The sequence below is a fragment of the Streptosporangium sp. DT93 genome (assembly GCF_049844535.1).
GTDB lineage: Bacteria > Actinomycetota > Actinomycetes > Streptosporangiales > Streptosporangiaceae > Streptosporangium.
In genome coordinates this window covers 445,502-463,680 of sequence record NZ_JBNCLF010000004.1, presented here as the reverse complement: position 1 = coordinate 463,680, position 18,179 = coordinate 445,502, and the positions used below count along the sequence as shown (strand labels likewise).

General features: G+C 74.7%; 10 protein-coding genes. 3 read left to right on the top strand and 7 right to left on the bottom strand.

Annotation, left to right across the window (positions count from 1 at the left end; all coding sequences use genetic code 11):
- Position 1: 1 nt before the first annotated feature.
- The 3 genes from ACLQ2R_RS12405 to ACLQ2R_RS12395 all read left to right on the top strand — a co-directional run bounded on the left by ACLQ2R_RS12405 (position 2) and on the right by ACLQ2R_RS12395 (position 5,337).
- On the top strand, positions 2-646 hold the full coding sequence (locus tag ACLQ2R_RS12405; RefSeq protein WP_425959604.1) for a M15 family metallopeptidase: 645 nt from the start codon (positions 2-4) through the stop codon (positions 644-646).
- Positions 647-691: 45 nt separating this feature from the next.
- On the top strand, positions 692-3,937 hold the full coding sequence (locus ACLQ2R_RS12400) for a BTAD domain-containing putative transcriptional regulator (RefSeq protein WP_425959602.1): 3,246 nt from the start codon (positions 692-694) through the stop codon (positions 3,935-3,937).
- Positions 3,938-4,170: 233 nt separating this feature from the next.
- A complete protein-coding gene (locus ACLQ2R_RS12395) occupies positions 4,171-5,337 on the top strand; it encodes an FAD-dependent monooxygenase (protein WP_425959600.1) in 1,167 nt (388 codons plus the stop codon).
- A gap of 84 nt (positions 5,338-5,421) precedes the next feature.
- Here ACLQ2R_RS12395 and ACLQ2R_RS12390 read toward each other — a convergent pair whose 3' ends face one another.
- The 7 genes from ACLQ2R_RS12390 to ACLQ2R_RS12360 form a co-directional block, all read right to left on the bottom strand.
- Positions 5,422-6,144 (bottom strand): ABC transporter ATP-binding protein, encoded by a 723-nt coding sequence (locus tag ACLQ2R_RS12390; protein WP_425959598.1) that lies wholly within the window; start codon positions 6,142-6,144, stop codon positions 5,422-5,424.
- Positions 6,117-6,875 (bottom strand): ABC transporter permease, encoded by a 759-nt coding sequence (locus tag ACLQ2R_RS12385; protein WP_425959596.1) that lies wholly within the window; start codon positions 6,873-6,875, stop codon positions 6,117-6,119. Before ACLQ2R_RS12385 ends, ACLQ2R_RS12390 begins: the two co-directional genes overlap by 28 nt.
- Positions 6,872-7,807, bottom strand: coding sequence for an aliphatic sulfonate ABC transporter substrate-binding protein (locus ACLQ2R_RS12380; protein ID WP_425959594.1), 936 nt, complete (start codon positions 7,805-7,807; stop codon positions 6,872-6,874). The genes ACLQ2R_RS12385 and ACLQ2R_RS12380 overlap by 4 nt, the downstream gene beginning before the upstream one ends.
- Before the next feature lie 182 nt (positions 7,808-7,989).
- Positions 7,990-9,909, bottom strand: a complete 1,920-nt coding sequence (locus tag ACLQ2R_RS12375) for a N,N-dimethylformamidase beta subunit family domain-containing protein (protein WP_425959593.1) — start codon at positions 9,907-9,909, stop codon at positions 7,990-7,992.
- Positions 9,906-11,336 (bottom strand): hypothetical protein, encoded by a 1,431-nt coding sequence (locus ACLQ2R_RS12370; protein ID WP_425959591.1) that lies wholly within the window; start codon positions 11,334-11,336, stop codon positions 9,906-9,908. Before ACLQ2R_RS12370 ends, ACLQ2R_RS12375 begins: the two co-directional genes overlap by 4 nt.
- A 25-nt stretch (positions 11,337-11,361) precedes the next feature.
- Positions 11,362-11,622, bottom strand: a complete 261-nt coding sequence (locus tag ACLQ2R_RS12365) for an acyl carrier protein (RefSeq protein ID WP_425959682.1) — start codon at positions 11,620-11,622, stop codon at positions 11,362-11,364.
- Positions 11,623-11,741: 119 nt separating this feature from the next.
- Positions 11,742-18,041, bottom strand: a complete 6,300-nt coding sequence (locus tag ACLQ2R_RS12360) for an amino acid adenylation domain-containing protein (RefSeq protein WP_425959590.1) — start codon at positions 18,039-18,041, stop codon at positions 11,742-11,744.
- Positions 18,042-18,179: the final 138 nt, after the last annotated feature.

Sequence of the window (18,179 nt, the reverse complement as noted above, 5' to 3'; positions counted from 1 at the left end):
CATGCGTGACATCGTTCTGATCTCCGATGCCCGAGTCGTCGCGATCCCGGTCGAGGAGTCCGGCGAGCGGCTGGCCGACGTGCGCGGGCGGCTGCGGACCGACGGCAGGCTCGCCGACCCCGCCGGGGCCTTCGCCCACCTGCGGCTCGGGCTGCTGACCCGGCTGGAGGCGGCGCAGGCGCAGCTGCCCGCCGGGTACCGGCTGCTGGTCGTGGAGGGCTACCGGCCGCCGGAGACACAGAAGGAGATCTTCGACGGGTACTCGGCCGAGCTGAGGGCCCTGTACCCGGGGATGTCCCCCGAGGAGCTGCGGGCGGCGGCGAGCCGCTACGTCTCGCCCGTCGAGATCGCCCCGCACACGGCCGGGGCCGCGGTGGACCTGACCCTGTGCGACGAGGACGGGACCGAGCTCGACATGGGCACCCCGCTCAACGCCACCCCCGAGCAGAGCGGCGGCGCCTGCTACACCGACGCCCCGGGCCTGTCGCCCGAGGCCCGCCACCACCGCAAGCTCCTCGGCACCGCCCTGGAGGGGGCCGGGCTGGTCAACTATCCCACCGAGTGGTGGCACTGGTCCTACGGCGACCGCTACTGGGCCATGACCACCGGCGCCCCGTCCGCCCTCTACGGTCCCCGCGCCCTCTGATCCCTCCGCGCCGGTCCACGCCGGAGGTGGGGGAGAATCGGGGCCATGCGGTTCGGCGTCCTGGGCTCCCTGGAGGTGCGGTCCCCCACCGGTGAGGAGATCTCGGTGGGCGGGCCCCGGCCCCGTGCCCTGCTGGTGATGCTGCTGCTCGACGCGGGCCGGGTGGTCGGCCTCCAGCGCCTGATCGACGGCCTGTACGGCGACGATCCCCCCGCCGGTGCCGCCAACGCGGTGCAGGCCCAGGTCTCCCGGCTCCGCCGGAGCCTGCCCGCCGAGGTGATCGAGTTCCACGGGACCGGCTACCGGCTCGCGGCCGACCTCGACGACGTCGACGCCCACCGGTTCGAACGGCTGGCCCTCGAGGGCCGCCGGCTGCTGGCGGAGGGGCGTCACGCGGTCGCCGCCGGTCCGCTGCGGGAGGCGCTCGGCCTGTGGCGGGGGCCCGCGCTGGCCGACCTGCCCCACGGGCGGGCGCGGGCGGTCCGGCTGGAGGAGCTCCGGCTGGCGGCGACGGAGGACCTCGCCGAGGCGGAGTCGGCCCTTCCCGGAGGTGCCTCGGTGGCCGAGCTGCAGCGGCTGACGGCCGCGTACCCGCTGCGGGAGCGGCTCCGAGGGCAGCTGATGCTCGCCCTGCGGGCGGCGGGACGGCAGGGCGAGGCGCTGGCCGTGTTCGAGGAGGGCAGGCGGCTGCTCGCCGAGGAGTTCGGCGCCGACCCCTCACCCGAGCTCGCCGCGATTCATCTGGCCGTCCTGCGCGCGGAGCGGCCCGCGCCGCCCAGGCGAGGGCTCGCGGCCCAGCTCACCAGCTTCGTGGGACGCGAACGGGAGCTGGAACGGATCGACGCGCTGCGCGGCTCCCGGCTGATCACGATCACCGGGCCCGGCGGCACGGGCAAGACCCGGCTGGCGATCGAGGCGGCCGGACGGGGGCGGCGCGAGGTGTGCTTCGTCGACCTCTCCCCCCTGGAGGGCTCCGCTTCGCCCGGTGACCACGTCTCGTACGGCGATCCTGTTCCGCCCGGTGGTTCCGCCCCGTCCGGGGGGCGGGTCCCCGGCGGCGGCCAGGTGGCCAGGGCGGTGCTCGGCGCGCTCGGGCTGCGCGAGCCCGGATTCCACCCGCCGCGCCCGGCCGACCTCACCGAGCACCTGGCGGCGGCGCTCGCCGGGCAGGAGCTGCTGCTGGTCCTCGACAACTGCGAGCACGTGAACGACGACGCCGCCACGCTGACCCGCAGGCTGCTGGGAGAGTGCCCCGGCCTGGCCGTCCTGGCCACCGGGCGCGAGCCCCTGGGCATCACCGGCGAGACGCTGGTGCCGCTGGCGCCTCTGGAGACCCCGCGGCCGGACTCCTCGCCGTCGGCGGCCCTGGCCTGCCCGGCCGTGCGGCTGTTCGCCGACCGGGCGGCGGCCGTACGGCCGGGATTCGAGGTGTGGGAGGCCAACGTGGAGGCGGTCGTCCGGATCTGCGCGACGCTGGACGGGCTGCCGCTGGCCATCGAACTGGCGGCCGCGCGGCTGCGTTCCTTCACCGTCGAGGAGATCGCCACGCGGCTGACGGAGCATGGCCGGTTCCGGCTGCTGTCGCGCGGCGACCCCACGGCAGCGGCCCGCCACCGGACCCTGCGCGCGGTGGTGGAGTGGAGCTGGGACCTCCTGGCACCGGACGAGCAGGTGCTGGCCAGGCGGTTCTCCGTGTTCGCGGGAGGCGCGTCCCTGGAGGCGGCCGAGGCGGTCTGCGAGGTGGAGGACGCCGCCGGGCTGCTGGCCGACCTGGTGGACAGGTCGCTGGTCGAGACGGACGGCGACCGCTACCGCATGCTCGACACGATCAGGCTGTTCTGCGCCGAACGGCTGGCCGAGGCCGGGGAGGAGGAACGCCTGCGCGGTGGCCACGCCCGCCACTTCCTCGACCTGGCCGGGCGCGCCGATCCCCACCTGCGCCGGGCCGGGCAGCTCCGGTGGCTGGCCAGGCTCTCGGCCGAGCACGCCGAGCTGACGGCCGCGCTGCGCTGGGCCGTGCGCTCCGACAGGGAGACCGGGCTGCGGCTGGTCGCCGCGCTGGCGGCGTACTGGTGGCTGAGCGGCCGGCGCGCCGACGCGGGAGAGGCGGCGGCGGGGCTGCTGGAGGCGACCGGCGGTCCCCTCGCGGGGCTGGAGGAGGAGTACGTCATGTGCGTGGCGCACGCCGTGCCGCGGGCGCTGCCCGAGCACTGGGAACGGGCCGGGGCGATCATGCGGTCATGGGACCGGCCGCTGCGCCACCCCTTCGTCCAGGCACTGTGGGGCATGTCCGCCGGGCCGCCGGAGTCGGTGGCGCCCCCCGGGCCAGAGATCGACCGGCTGTTCGGCTCCGATCCCTGGGGCCTGGCCCTGGCCGGGCTGGGCCGCGCGCTGCTCAAGGTGCTCGGCGGCGATCCGGCCGGCGGCGAGCGGGAGATGGCGAAGGTACTGGCCCGCTTCAGGGCCCTGGGCGAGCGCTGGGGAACGGCCCAGGGGCTCGACTGGCTGGCCCTGGTCGCGGGGTGGCGCGGGGAGTGGGAGCGTGCCCGGGACCTGTGGCGGGAGGCGCTGGAGCTGCTGGAGGAGCTCGGTGCCCTTGAGGAGATCGTGGACGTGCTGGGGCGCCGGGCCGGGGCGCTGGCGCGCGAGGGCGACCTCGCCGCCGCCGCCGACGACCACCGGCGGGCCGGGGAGCTCGCCCGGAAGGCGGGCGCGCCGGACGTGCCCGCCGTGACGCACCTGGGGCTGGGGGAGATCGCGCGGCTCGAAGGCGATCCCGGTGAGGCCCGCCGCCGGATCGGCCTGGCGCTCCGGGAGACGGAGACCGGGGACTTCGGCGCGGAGTCGGTGCGGACGCGCGCGCTCACCGCGCTGGGACGGCTGGCCGAGGCCGAGGGCGATCTCGCCGGGGCCCTGCTCCACCATGGCCGGGCGCGGGCCCGCGCGTACGGATCGCCCCTGGCGATGGACCTCGCCGACACGGTCGAGGGCCTGGCGGGAGCCGTCCTGCTCGAAGGGACGGCGACAGGGACGGCGACAGGGACGGCGACAGGGACGGCGACAGGGGCCGAGACGGCGGCGCCGGCACAGGCGGGGACGCGGGCGGCGCTGCTGCTCGGTATGGCGGTGGCGGTACGCGGGACGGCCGTGGCCGGTGACCGCGATGTCGCCCGGGTGGCCGCGGGCGCCCGCGACCTCGCCGGAGCGGAGGCGTTCGCGTCGGCGTACGCCCGGGGTGCCGCGATGCGCCGCGACGAGGCGCTCGCGGCGCTCGATCCGGGGAACGGCTGACGGGGTCCGGGGCCGGAGGCGCCCGGGGACGGGGCTGGGGCGTCGGTGGCGCCGGGGGAGTGCCGTGCCAGGGCCGGAGCCGTCCGGAACAGGGGGCAGGGGCGGGGGCGGGGGCACGGCGTCGGTGGTGCCCGTGTCCGGGGTGGTGACGCTGACGGACTGGCGCGTCGGAGGCGCCGGGCTGTCAGCCGACGGTAGGCGGTCCGTCAGCGCCCCCCTCGAAGCTTGTGACCATGAAGAACACCACGGTCCTCATCTCCGGCGCGAGCATCGCCGGACCCGCGCTCGCCTACTGGCTGAACCGTTCCGGCCACGCCGTCACCGTCGTCGAGAAGGCGCCCGCGCTCCGCCCCGGCGGCCAGGCCGTCGACTTCAAGGGGGAGACCCACCGCGTCGTGCTGGAGCGGATGGGGATCCTCGAAGAGGTGCGGCGGCGCCAGACCGGCGGGACCGACCAGACCATCGTCGACGCGAACGGCAGGCCGCTGGCGATCGTGCCCGGCGCGCTCACCGGCGGCGACGTCGAGATCCTCCGCGGCGACCTCGCCGCCCTGCTGCACGAGAGGACCGAGGCGGACTGCGAGTACGTCTTCGGCGACTCCGTCACCTCGCTGACCGAGACGGCGGACGGCGTGCACGTCACCTTCGAACGCGGCGCGTCGCGCACCTTCGACCTCGTGGTGGGCGCGGACGGCATCCACTCCAACGTACGGCGGCTGGCCTTCGGCCCCGAGTCCGACTACGTGCGCTTCCTCGGGTACCACTACGCGCTGGCCGACCTCGGCGTCGATCTCGGTGCCGGGATGTACAACGAGCCCGGCCGGATGGCGGCGCTCGGCGGGTCCAAGGCGCCCGCGTTGCTCGTCTTCGCCTCCGAGAGGCTCGACCACGACCGCGACGACACCGAGCGGCACAGGCGCGTCCTGGCCGACGCCTACCGCGGCATGGGCTGGCGGGTTCCCGAGATCGTGGCCGCGCTGCCGGAGGCGCGCGACGTCTACCTCGACTCGATCAGCCGGGTCGAGATCGACCGTTACGTCAAGGGCCGGACGGTGCTGCTCGGCGACGCCGCCTACGGCAACACCCTGGGCGGCTTCGGCACCGGCCTGGCCGTCGTGGGCGCGTACGTGCTGGCCGGAGAGCTGGCGGAGGCCGGTGGCGACCACCGGACGGCGTTCCGCGCGTACGAGAAGACCATGCGCGGCTACGCCAAGGTGGCCGGGCGGGGTGGCGCCGGCCCCTTGCTCGCCCCGGCGACGCGGCGGGGGATCTGGATGCGGAACCGGCTGTTCAAGAGCCGGCTCCTGCTGTGGTCGATATTCAGGATGACGGACATGTTCGCCACGGACATCACGCTCAAGGAGTACCCGGCGCTCACCGGGGTCCCCGCCGCGCCGTGAGGCACGTCGGCCAGGGACCCGCCGCGCCGCGGAGAGCGACGGCCCTGGACCCGGCGCGCGGGTGGGACCCGCCGGTCGCCGCGTTCAGGGTTCCTCGGGGCCCGCCGGGACGTGCAGGAGGGCCAGGAGGCGGCGGCGGAGGTCGGCGAAACCGGGGACGTCGACGGCGCGGGGACGACCGAGGTCGACCTCGATCTCCTCGGCGATGCGACCCCTGTCCAGCACCAGCAGCCGGTCGGCGAGAAGAAGCGCCTCCTCCACGTCGTGGGTCACCAGGAGGGCGGCGAAGCCGTGCTTGGCGCGGAGCCTGCCGAACAGGGCCTGCATCTTCAGCCTGGTCAGCGCGTCGAGGGCGCCGAACGGCTCGTCGAGCAGCAGCAGGTCCGGTTCGCGGACCAGGGCGCGGGCGAACGCCACGCGCTGGGCCTGCCCGCCCGACAGCTCCGACGGCCAGGCGCGGCCCCGGTCGGCCAGCCCGACCTCCCCGAGTGCCGTCGCCGCGCGCTCCCCGGCGTCCCGGCCGCGCACGCCCAGCGCCACGTTGCCGGCCACCCGCTTCCACGGCAGCAGCCGGTGCTCCTGGAACACGACGGCCCTGGACCCGGAGGTGGTGAACTCCCCGGACGCCTCCTCGTCAAGTCCCGCCAGGATCCGCAGGAGCGTGCTCTTGCCCGACCCGCTCTCCCCGAGCAGGGCGACGACCTCGCCCTGCCCGATCCGCAGGTCGACCCCGTCCAGGACCGTCGTGCCGGCGAACACCCGGCGGACCCCGGTGGCGGTCACGACGCTCGCAGGCCACGACGCCATGACAGCGTCCTCCTTTCTGCGACGCGCAGTCCCAGGTCGGACAGCAGGCCGAGGGCCGCGTACACGACCAGGCCCAGCACGACGATCTCCGTCTGGCTGAAGTCGCGGGCCTCCATCATCATGAAGCCCAGACCGCTCTGCCCGTTGACCTGCTCGCCGACGACGAGGCTGAGCCAGCCCGCGGCGAACGCCAGCCGCAGGCCGATGAACAGGGACGGCATCGCACCCGGGAGCACGACGTGCCGGATCCGCTCCAGCGCGGTGAGGCCGCAGGTGCGGGCGGCCTCGACCAGCCTCTCGTCGATGTCGCGGATGCCGGCGTAGGTGTTGAGGTAGATCGGGAAGAACGCGCCCAGCGCCACCAGCGTGACCTTCAGCGACTCCCCGATGCCCACCCAGATGATGAGCAGAGGGACGAGTCCGAGGTGCGGCAGCATGCGGGCGGCCTGGATGGGCGGGTCCACCAGGTCGTCCCCGTTCCTGAGCAGCCCGGCGACCGCGCCCAGGACGAGGGCGAGCGAGGCCCCGATGAGCAGCCCGAGGGCGGCCCGCTGCACGGACTCCAGCAGGTGCGCGCCGAGCGACCCGTCCAGGGACAGCCGCCAGGCCGCCGCCAGGACCGCGCTCGGCGCGGGAAGTTTGTCGTGCGGCAGGACGCCGGCCCGCGCGGCGCCCTCCCACGCGGCGACGAGCACGATCGGGGTGATCAGCCGCCGTGGCCGGAACGTCATTTCAGGACGTCCGCGAAGGTCGGGTCGACGAGGCTCTTGACGTCGACCTTGCCGGGGATGAGCGTGAGGTCGGAGAACCCGTCCGCGATCTGCTGCAGCTCGTCGCCGATCGCGGCGTCCACCGGCGCGAGCGGCTGGGCGCTGCGCTCCAGGGCGCGGCGGGCGACGTCCTCGGAGATCTTCAGCTCGGGGGCGAGGATCGTGACGCGCTCCTCGGGGTTGGCGATGCCCCAGTCGGTGACCTCGCGGTAGACCTTCAGGTACGCGCGGATCAGGTCGGGCTTGTTCTTCAGCGCCTCGGGCGAGGCGAGCAGGTACTCGCGGTTGTTGGCCAGGCCGGTGGCGTCGGCGAGGACCTTCACGCCCGGCCGCTCGGCGAGGGAGAAGTACGGGTCCCAGATGATCCAGGCGTCGACCTGGTCGTTGTCGAACGCGGGACGGGCCTCGGCCGGCTTGAGGTACTGCACCTGGATGTCGGTGATCTTCATGTCGTTGGCCTCGAGCAGCTTCACCAGCAGCCAGTTGACGTTCGAGCCCTTGTTGAGCGCGACCTTCTTGCCCTTGAGGTCCTTGAAGGAGGTGAAGCCCCTGTCCTCCTTGACCAGGACGGCCTCGCCCCTGGGCACGGGCTCGGAGGTCGCGATGATCTTGAACTTGATGCCGCCGGCCGCGGCGAAGATCGGCGGGGCCTCGCCGGTCTGGCCGATGTCGATGGCGTCGGCCTTGAACGCCTCGGTCAGCGCGGGGCCGCTCTCGAACAGCGACCAGGTGGCGTCCGGGGCGAGCCCCCTGGCCTTGAGCAGGCTCTGCCCGCCGAAGCGCTGGTAGCCGACGCGCAGCTGCTCCTCGTCGGCCTTCGCCTCACCTCCCCCGCACGAGGTGAGGCTGCCGACAAGGGCGATGATGCCGAAAAAGGCGATGACGCGGCGCACGGGGGGACTCCTTGAGTGGAACATGACGAGCGCCCGCCAGTATCCCCAAATCCCTACCTCTTGTATAGGTTTAATGGGAAATTGGAGTCGTACGTCACTCACGCCCGGGCCGCCGGCACGGGTCGGCGCGCGGGCGAGGGCCGTCTCAGCCCCCCTCGGCCGCCTGCCGCAGGTCGTACGGGTCACCGCGCGGGCGGGGACTCCTCCAGGAAGGACACGCGCCGCAGCAGCGGGAGGCCGGGGCCGGTGCCGATGAGGGTGCCCGCGTGCCCGGTCAGCACGGTGCAGCCGCCCGCGTCGCACAGGTCGGTCCACCCGGCCGGGGTCGCCACCGGCAGCCGCGTGCGGATCCGCCCGCCGGAGTCGGCCAGGTACAGCCGTCCGTTCATCGCGGTCAGCGCCACGGCCCCCGCGCCGGGCTCGACCAGGCTCCAGGCGCGGGACGCCGCGTCGAGCAGCCACAGGCCGTCCGCGGCGGCGGCGAACAGCTCGCCGTTCACCATGCCCAGGCCGACCCCGCCGCGCGGCGCGGCGGCCAGGGGGGTCCAGCCGCGCCCGGGGTCGTGGCAGACGAGCCGGTCGTCGGCGGTGAGACCGTACAGGCCGATCGGGTGGGTCACGGTGGCCTCCCTGGGGGTGGCCATGGCGACCAGCAGGGGCCCGGTTCCTTCAGCGGTGTCCCCGGTGTCCCCGGTGTCCCCGGTGCCCCCGGCGGTGCTCGCGGGAGGACTCGCGCGCCAGCGCAGGTTCTGGCCCGAGACCGCGCGGGTGAGCAGCGAGCCGTCCCCGGCGGCGCCGTACAGCAGGGAGTCGAACACGGTCAGCGCGCTCACCTCGTCCGCGTCGCCGATCGTCTCCCAGCCGCCCGTACGCGCCGAGAGACGGTCCAGCACGTTGCGGGTGATCCGGTCCACCGCCGGGTCGTGCAGGGTGTTTCCCCAGTTGACGGTGGAGGCGGTGAAGACCGTCCCCGCGCCGAGGCCCAGGACGCCCATGGTGGCCATGCCGCCCTGGCCGTAGCGGTGCCAGTGCCGCAGGTCGGCGGTGGCCAGGATGACGAAGGACGGCGGGGTGCCGTCGCGGCCGGTGGCCACCGGGACGCCGTCCTCCTCGACGAAGTCGCAGGCGTCGGTCTCGTACCCGAGCGCACCTTTGCCGAACGCGTCCCCCTCGGCCAGCCCGGTGCCCTCGAACGCCCAGTGCCCGGGAAAACGGGTGAGGTAGGACTCCTCGTGCATGAGGTGCATGTACGGCCCCCAGGTCCCGGCGCCGCGCCGGAAGCTGACCCCGATCAGGCCGTTCTCCGGACGGTTCACCGGCGCGCTGGACCACTCCACCGTGGTGAGGGCCGGGTCGGAGAGGGCCATCGGGTCGGTGACCGCGTCGCGGTGGCAGACCATGGTGCGCCCGTCGTCCTCCAGGCGGAACTGCCACCAGCAGGTGTTGCCGGAGAAGACCGCCAGGTTGCCGCCGCGGCGGACGAACTCCTCGACGCTGTCGCGCATCCCGGCCGACCAGTACTCGTCGTGGCCGCTGACCACCAGCAGCCGGTAGCCCGACAGCAGCTCGCGCCCGTCGTGCAGGTCCAGGGCCGAGCAGTGGTCGACGTCGTACCCGGCCGGGCCCAGCCAGCGGATCATGCCCTCCTCCCAGCGTTCGGGAGGCGGGCCGCCGCCGGGCCGGTCGAAGGAGACGCGCGAGGCCCGGGTCGGCTCCTCGGTCCAGTAGACGGACTCGCCGGGGATGCCCGCCCGGTTGTACGCCTGCCAGGTCGGGAACGGGATCGACAGCAGGATCGGCGAACGGGGCCGGGCGGCCCGTACGGCGAAGTGGACCTCGCCGCTCTCCTCGCCGGAGGTGAAGATCGCGCGGTAGAGGGAGCTGGACCAGGACGCGGGCACGTCGAGCGTCCACAGCGGGCCGGTGAACGCCGCGTCGAGCACGGGCAGGCCGGTGGCCACGTCCTCCACCGTCACCGAGCCGCGCAGCGGGGCACGGGAATCATGGGCCAGGTGGAAGCGGAGCGTGCCGCCCTGGACGCAGGAGGTCGACTCGGCGTAGGCGTGGACGGTCACCGGCACGGGCCCGGAGGGGGCGCTCAACCGACCGGCTCCAGCGCCTCGCGGAACGCCGCCTCGACCAGCAGGGACTCCAGGTCGAGCAGGTAGCGCTCCATGGCCGGGCGCGGCAGGTGGCGGGTGTCGGCGGTGAGCGAGACGCCCAGCCCGCCGGGCTCGCCGGTCACGTGCAGGCAGAAGCGGCAGTTGAGCCGCTCCTGGCTGAGCGGCCAGGTGAGGGTGGTCTCCTCCAGCGCCCGCCGCACCGTCCGCTCGTCCGGGGAGGCGTCCACCCGGTCGGCGAAGCGCATGTCGTTGAAGCAGCAGTAGGGGTGGATCGTCGCGCCCCGCTCCCGTCCGGCCCGCGCGGCGATCCGGTCGCGGTCGCGGGGGTCGTGGTACGCGGAGCGGTAGGCGCGCAGCGCGGCGGGCCTGGCGGCGCGCAGCGACTCGCCGAAGCCGCTCTCGCGCAGGTCCAGCACGAACAAGCCCTCCTGGGAGAGCGTGGTGACCGCGGCGGCGGTGTCGCCGCGGAACCGGTTGCCCACGATCGGCAGCATCGCGCACACGTCGTGGCCGCCGACCTGCCCGGCCAGCGTGGAGGCGGCGGTCAGCAGCACGGTCGAGGTGCTCGTGCCGTGCACGGCGGCGATCCGCCGCACGGCCAGGTCCATCGCCCGGGAGACGAGCAGGGCCCGCCAGATCGGGGGACCCGGGGGCGCGGCGACCCGCCGGTCGAACATCGTCGGCGGGATGCGCCGGTACCCGCTCTCCCAGTGCTCGGCGGCGCTCTCGGCGACCTTCCTGCCCGGCTCGGAGCACTGCCAGCGGGCCAGGTCCAGCGGGGAGGGCGGCGGCGGCCCGGCCAGGGAGCCGCGCAGCAGGAGCAGCCGCAGGTCCCTGATCGCCGCCTCGGCGCCCAGGCCGTCGGCGGCCAGGTGGCAGAAGACGAGCACGATGTGGGTGACCTCGCCGCGCTCGACGACGAGCCCGACCCGCAGCGGCCACTCGCGCTCGTAGTCGAAGGCGGTCTCCGCGAGCGCGTCGCGCAGCCGCTCGGGGTCGCCGTCGGAGACCGTGACGGCGACGGCGCCCGCGGTCGCGAGCACCTGCCACGGCTCCCCGTCGCCGCTCCACCCGCCGCCGGTTCGCCCGCTCCCGGTCCGCCCGTCGCCGGTCCGTCCGTCGTCCGTTCGGATGCCGTCCGGCCAGGTGCCGTCGGGTCCGGGCGTCCCGTACGGTGCCCGGCCCAGCCTGGTCCGCAGCGACCCGTGCCGCTCCACCAGCGCGCCCAGCACCTCGGCGGCCCGCGCCACGGTGAGCGGCCGTGCCCTGCGGGGCACGGCGAGCACGCGGCCGAAGTTGAAGTAGCGGTCGTCCGGTGCCGTCTTCAGGATCGTGTCCCAGATGGCCCGCTGCCCCCAGGTCAGCGGTGCCGTGTCCGGACGGCCCCCCGAGAACCGGATGTCCATGTCTTCTCCCCGTCCAGAAATGAGATCAGAGGTGCGCGCCCCGCGCGCCCCGCGCCTCGTCGATGTGGCGTTCCAGCGCGTCCAGGTCGTCGAGCAGGTCGAGCCCGTCGCCCGACAGGTCGATCTCCACGTCGAACTCGGTCTCCACCGCGTCGATCAGCCGCATCTGCGCCAGGGACGTGACCCCCAGCGCGGACAGCGGGACCGAGGCGTTCAGCACCTCGTCGGCCGTGACCGCTCCGTCGGACGCCGAGGCCACCATCGCCGCGAGCCGTTCCCTGACCATCGCCAACCCCTCTCGTTCCGTCCCGTACGCCGTTCGCCGGGATCGCGTTCCGGCCGCCGGTCGGCCGGAAGGTTCGGGCACCGCCTCGTCGCCGGAGCGCGAGGGCGGTGGCCCCTCGCTCAGCTCCCTGTCTCCACCAGGAGTTCGGCCTCCTCGTCGGAGAGCCCCTCCAGCTCGGCGACCAGCAGCTCCTCCACCGCCGTCGCGAGCCCGGCCACGGTGCTGCGCGCGAACAGGGTGCGGATCGGCACGTCCACCTCCACGGCCGCGCGGAGCCTGGCAATGGCCCGGGTGGCGAGCAGCGAGTGCCCGCCGAGGGCGAAGAAGTCGTCGAAGGCGCCGACCCTCTCGATCCCGAGCACCTCGCCGAAGATCTCGGCCACCAGCTCCTCGGCGTCGCCGCGCGGAGCGGTCCTGGTCAGCGGCCCGAGTTCGGGCGCGGGCAGCGCGGCCCGGTCGAGCTTGCCGTTCGCGGTCAGCGGCAGGCCCGGCAGGCTCACCCACAGCGTGGGGACCATGTGGGCGGGGAGCGTGGCGGCAAGCCGCGTGGCGAGTTCCTCACCGGTGGTCGTGCCCACGGCACCCGCGATGCCCTCGCCACCCGCGGCGCTGACGATGTAGCCGACCAGCGTCTCCCGGTGGACGGCCACCGCGGCCTGGCCGACGCCGGGGCAGGCCAGCAGCCGCGCCTCGATCTCGCCCGGCTCGATCCGGAAACCGCGGACCTTGACCTGGTCGTCGAGGCGGCCGAGGAACTCCAGCCGCCCGTCGGCCCGCCAGCGCGCCCGGTCACCGGTCCGGTAGATCCGCTCCCCGCCGCGCACGGTGAAGCGCTCGGCGGTCAGGTCCGGCCTGTCGAGGTAGCCGACGGCCACGCCGGCACCGCCGACGCAGAGCTCGCCCGGCGCCCCGGGCGGCACGGCCCCGCCGGCCGCGTCCAGGAGCAGGACGGAGGTGTCGGCGATCGGGGTGCCGATCGGCGGACGCCCCGGGGAGCCGTCGAGCTCCGCGGCGGTCGCGATGATCGTCGCCTCGGTCGGGCCGTAGGTGTTGACCAGCCGGACCCGGTCGCCGAAGCGCTCGCGCCAGCGGGTCACGGCCGCCTCGTGCACCTGCTCGCCGCCGAGGATCACCAGCCGCAGGGACGACGGCCAGGTGATCTCGTCGATCTCGTCGACCAGCGCGTGCCAGTAGGCGGTGGGCAGGTCGAGCACGGTGACCCCGCCGAGGTGGTCGGGCAGGCTGACACCGCCGTCGGGCAGCAGCTCCAGCCGGGCCCCGGCCGCCAGCGCCGGGTAGATCTCCTCGGCGTGGGTGTCGAAGCTCAGCGAGGCGAACTGGACGACCCGGTCGTCCTGGCCCAGTCCGTACGCCTCGCGCATCCAGGCGACGCGGGCGGCCAGGTTGCGGTGCGAGACCACGACGCCCTTGGGCGTCCCGGTGGAACCGGAGGTGTAGATCACGTAGGCGGCCCCGCCGTCCGGCGTCACCGGACCGGCACCGGAATCACGGCCGGTGGTGGTGGAGGGGACGGGGTCGTTCACCCGGACGAGCCGGGCGGTGCCCGGCAACCGGTGGGCCAGGCCCTCCGAGGTGAGGACGAGGCGGGCGGCGCTGTCGTCCAGCATGAAGGCGAGCCGCTCGGCCGGGTGGTCGGGGTCCAGCGGCAGGTACGCCGCCCCGGCCCGCCAGGTCGCCAGCAGGGCCGCGACGACGTCGGGCGACCTGTCGAGGCAGACGCCGACCACGTCCCCGGGGACGACGCCGTGCCCGCGCAGCAGCGCGGCCAGCTCTCCGGCGCGGGCGTCCAGGGCGGCGTAGCCGAGCGTGGCGTCCCCGCAGCCGATCGCGACCGCGTCCGGCCCGCCGCGCACGGCCGCCGCGAACAGGTCGGGGACGAGAGGGGCGGGCGGCCGTACGGGACCCCTGGACAGGCGCGCGAGCAGCGCGTCGTCGTCGGCGGTGCGCAGCGGCAGCGCCGAGACGCGCTCGCCGGACGCGGCGGGCAGCGCGGTGAGCAGCAGGCGGAACCGGGCCGCCATCGCCTCGACCGTGGCCCGCTCGAAGAGGCCGGCGTCGTAGACGAAGCTGATCGTCAGCTCGTGCTCGTCCTGCCAGGCCTCCAGCATGAGTTCGAGCTTGGCCTGCCGCATGCCGTGGTCGAACACGCTCGCGGTCAGCCCGGCGAAGGGGGCGCGGGCCCGCCCGGAGTCCTGGCTGTGCAGGATGAGCATGGTCTGGAAGAGCGGCGTGCGGGTGAGGTCGCGGTCGACCCTCAGCGCGGCCACCAGCTCCTCGAACGGCACTCCCCGGTGGGAGAAGGCGTCCAGGACCTCGCCCCGGGCCGCGGTGAGCAGGTCGGCGAAGACGGGGTCGGCCGACAGGTCGCCGCGCAGGACCAGGGTGTCGCTGAGGTACCCGACGACCCCTTCGAGCCCGACCCGGTCCCGGCCCGCGTCGGCCGCGCCGACGAGGATGTCGCCCTGCCCGGTGTGGCGGTGAAGCAGCACCTGGTAGGCGGCGAGCAGCACCATGAACGTGGTGGCGCCGTGCTCCCTGCCCAGCCGGACCAGGGCGGTGGCCTCGGCCGCGTCCAGCCGGACGTCCACCACGTCGCCGTGCCTGGCGGTCCCCGGGGTACGGGGCCGGTCGACCGGCAGCTCCAGCGTGGCGGGGTCGGCCAGCCGCTCCCGCCAGTGTCCGAGCAGGCCCTCCAGGTCGCGCCCGCGCTGCCAGAGGGCGACGTCGCCGAACTGCAGGGGGACCGGGGGCAGGACGGTGTCGCCGGAGTACAGGCGCGCGACCTCGTCCAGGACGAGGTTGAGCGACCAGCCGTCGCCCAGGATGTGGTGCAGCACGACGCACAGCACGTGGTCGTCCTCGGCGATCCTGATCAGCGTGACGCGCAGGGGCGGCCTGGCCGCCAGCTCGAACGGCGTGTTGGTCAGGGCCGCGACCAGCTCCAGCGCGCGGGCCTCACCCGGCGTCGCGGTCCCGGTCCCGCTGATGGTCCCACCGGCGCTCACCTCGTCGCCGCTCGCCTCTTCGGCGCTCACCTCGTCGACGGGTACCGGGCCCGGCGGGTCGACGACGACGACCGGTGCGCCGTCCACCTCGGGGAAGCGGGTGCGCAGGCTCTCGTGCCGGGCGACCGTGCCGGCCAGGGCCCCGGCCAGGGCCCCGCGGTCCAGCGGCCCGCGCAACCGCCTGACCACGCACATGTTGTACGACGCGTCGTCCGGGTCGAGCCGGTTGAGGAACCAGAGCCGCTCCTGGCCGTAGGAGAGGGGCGGGACCGTCCCCTCGGGCCTCGGCTCGATCGGCGGCTCGTCCCGTGTCTCGTCCGGGGACCCGGTGGCCGGTTCGGACGGTGATCCCGCCAGCCACTCCGCCAGCCCGGCGACCGTCGGGTGCGTGAACACCTCCCTGACCGGCACCTCCCGCCCGGACAGCGCCGTCAGCCGCGAGGTGACCATGGTCGCCAGCAGCGAGTGCCCGCCGAGGGTGAAGAAGTCGTCGTGCGCTCCGACCCCGTCCGCGCCGAGGACCTCGGCGAAGACCCGGGCGACGGTCGCCTCGGCGGGGGTGCGGGGAGCGGTCGCGCCCCGCTCGGGGGCCCGGTCCACCTCGGGGAGCGCGTTGCGGTCGATCTTCCCGTTGGGGGTCAGCGGCAGCGTCTCCAGCTCGGCGAACACGCCGGGCACCATGTAACCGGGAAGCTGGAGCGCGGCGTGCTCACGCAGCCCGCCGATCGCCTCCCCGGCCGGTACGACGAAGGCCACCAGCCGGTCCCCGCGCACCGCGACGACCGACTGCCGCACGCCGGGATGGGCGTCCAGCACGGCCTCGATCTCGCCCAGCTCGATGCGGTGGCCGCGCAGCTTGACCTGGCCGTCGGTACGGCCGAGGAACTCCAGGGCGCCGTCGCCCCGCAGGCGGACGCGGTCCCCCGTCCGGTAGTGCCGCGAGCCGCCGGGGCCGGGGACGAAGCGCTCGGCGGTCAGGTCCGGGCGGCCCAGGTAGCCGGTGGCGACACCGGCGCCCCCGATGAGCAGTTCCCCGGCCACGCCGATCGGGCACGGCCCGCCGGAGGGGTCCGTGACGTGCACGACGGTGTTGGCGATCGGGTGACCGACGACGATCTCGTCCGGCTCCTCGGGCACCTCCCACGCCGTCGACCAGATGGTGGTCTCGGTCGGCCCGTAGACGTTGACGAGCCGCTCCACGCGGGGACGCAGCTCGCGGGCGAGCCGTACGGGGAGCGGTTCGCCGCCGGTCAGGCCCGTCACGCGCGGCAGGTCCCCCGACAGCAGGACCCGCCACCCCGAGGGCGTCGCCTGGACGTGGGTCACGCCCTCCTCCCGCACCAGGCGGGCGAGCCGGGCGCCGTCGCGGGCCGTCTCGGCGTCGGCGACGACCACCCTGCCGCCCGTCACCAGAGGCAGGTAGAGCTCGAGGGCGGAGATGTCGAAGGAGAGCGACGTCAGCGCCAGCCACACGTCCTCGGGCGAGGAACGCACCAGCGCGCGCATCGCCAGCAGGAAGTTGGTCAGCGCGCGGTGCGGCACCACCACGCCCTTGGGGCGCCCGGTGGAGCCCGAGGTGTAGAGCACGTACGCGGTGTCGCCGGGGAGCGGCCGTTCCGCCGCCCGGGGCGCGTCCTCGGCGCCGGCCGGGGGAAGGTCGTCCAGGCCGGTCAGCACGAGGGCCGCAGCGGAGTCCTCGATCACGTACGCGACGCGGGCCTCGGGGTAGTCGGGGTCGACGGGCAGGTAGGCCGCGCCGCTCATCGCCACGCCCAGCAGCGCGACGAGCATGTCGGCGCCGCGTTCCATCCGGACCGCGACCAGCGAGCCGCGCCCGATCCCGGCCGCGCGCAGCCGCCCGGCCAGCTCGGCCGCGCGCCCGGCCAGTTCCCCGTACGTCAGCCCGGTGCGCCCGTCCGCCGCGTGCGCCTGCCCGGAACCGGAGGGCCCGGTGGCCGGGGCGCGTACCGCGACCGCGTCCGGGGTCGCCGCGGCCTGCTCCAGCAGCAGGTCGACCAGCGTCACTTCGGGCAGTTCGGCCGCGGTGTCGTTCCACTCCCGCAGCAGGGCGAGCTCGGCGTCCGGCAGCATCCGCAGGGCGCTCACCGGCGAGGCGGAGTCCGCCAGGACGGCGGAGAGCAGCTCCTGGAAGCGGGCGACGAGGCGTTCCACGGTGACGCGGTCGAACAGGTCGGTGCTGTAGATGACGACGCCCGTCAGCAGCCCGTCGGCGTCGGGGTAGATGTCCATCGACAGGTCGAGCCTGGCCTGCGACCAGCCGTTGGGGAAGGGGACGGCGTCCAGGCCCGGCAGCGGGTCGGCCTCGTCGCCGTGGGTGTGCAGGGCGAAGAGCGTCTGGAACAGGGGGGTGCGGCTGAGGTCCCGTTCCAGGTCGAGGTCGGCCACCAGGCGCTCGAACGGGACCTCCTGGCGGGAGAGCCCGTCCAGCACGACCCGCCGGGTGCGCCTGAGCAGCTCGTCGAAGGTGGGGTCGCCGGACAGGTCGCAGCGCAGGGCCAGCGTGGTGGAGAGGAAACCGATCATGCTCTCCAGCTCGGTACGGCCCCGGCCGGCCGAGGGGATGCCCACGCAGAAGTCGCCCTGCCCGGTGTGGCGGTGCAGCAGGACCTGGTAGGCGGAGAACAGCACCATGAAGGGGGTGCACCGGGCCCGCCGGGCGAGGACGCCGATCGCGGCGGTCGTCTCGGGGGTGATGTGGAACTCGACCTCCGCCCCGGCCCCGCCGCGCAGGGCGGGACGGGGACGGTCCGCCGGCAGCTCCAGGACGGGCACCCCGGCCAGCCGCTCGGTCCACCAGCGCAGCTCCGGCTCGGAGACGCGCAGCGAGCGCGCGTACTCGCCGTACTGCAGCGGCAGGTCGGGCAGCGGCGCGGTGCCGCGGCTGCCGTAGTGGGCGGCCACCTCGGAGCGGAGCACGTTCAGCGACCAGCCGTCGCCGTTGATGTGGTGCAGGACCACGCAGAGCACGTGCTCGTCAGGGCCCAGCTCGACCAGCGAGACCCGGAACGGCGGCGCCTCGGCCAGGTCGAAGGCGATGTTGGTCAGGGTGGCGACCAGCGCGGCGGCCTCGGAGTCGTCCCGGGCGCGCAGGCGCTCGACGGTCACCGGCGCGGGAGGTTCGACGATCGCCACCGGCCGCCCGGCCACCTCGTCGAAGCGGGTCCGCAGGCTCTCGTGCCGGGCCGACACCGCGGTGAAGGCGGCCTCCAGGGCGTCCCTGTCAAGACGACCTTTCAACCTGTAAACATAGGAGGTGTTGTAACCCGAGTCGTCGGGGTCGAGCCTGTGCAGGAACCAGAGCCTCCGCTGGCCAGGCGACAGGGGGTATTCGGTCCCCGGCTGGCCCGACGGGACGGTCTCTGACTGGAACACTCGGGGCTCCTCTGCCGGCCGCGGTCCGTGACGCACGCGACCGCGCGGGAAATTAGATGGAAAAGCCCGCTCGGTGCGTAGGCGCCCAGATGGGCGGGCGTGGGGAAAGGCCCCTTTCTGGAAAGAAACCTTTCAGTT

Coding starts and splice junctions, on each gene's coding strand:
- ACLQ2R_RS12405 (WP_425959604.1), top strand. CDS start 2: ATGCGTGACATCGTTCTGATCTCCGATGCCCGAGTCGTCGCGATCCCG.
- ACLQ2R_RS12400 (WP_425959602.1), top strand. CDS start 692: ATGCGGTTCGGCGTCCTGGGCTCCCTGGAGGTGCGGTCCCCCACCGGT.
- ACLQ2R_RS12395 (WP_425959600.1), top strand. CDS start 4,171: ATGAAGAACACCACGGTCCTCATCTCCGGCGCGAGCATCGCCGGACCC.
- ACLQ2R_RS12390 (WP_425959598.1), bottom strand. CDS start 6,144: ATGGCGTCGTGGCCTGCGAGCGTCGTGACCGCCACCGGGGTCCGCCGG.
- ACLQ2R_RS12385 (WP_425959596.1), bottom strand. CDS start 6,875: ATGACGTTCCGGCCACGGCGGCTGATCACCCCGATCGTGCTCGTCGCC.
- ACLQ2R_RS12370 (WP_425959591.1), bottom strand. CDS start 11,336: ATGGACATCCGGTTCTCGGGGGGCCGTCCGGACACGGCACCGCTGACC.
- ACLQ2R_RS12365 (WP_425959682.1), bottom strand. CDS start 11,622: ATGGTCAGGGAACGGCTCGCGGCGATGGTGGCCTCGGCGTCCGACGGA.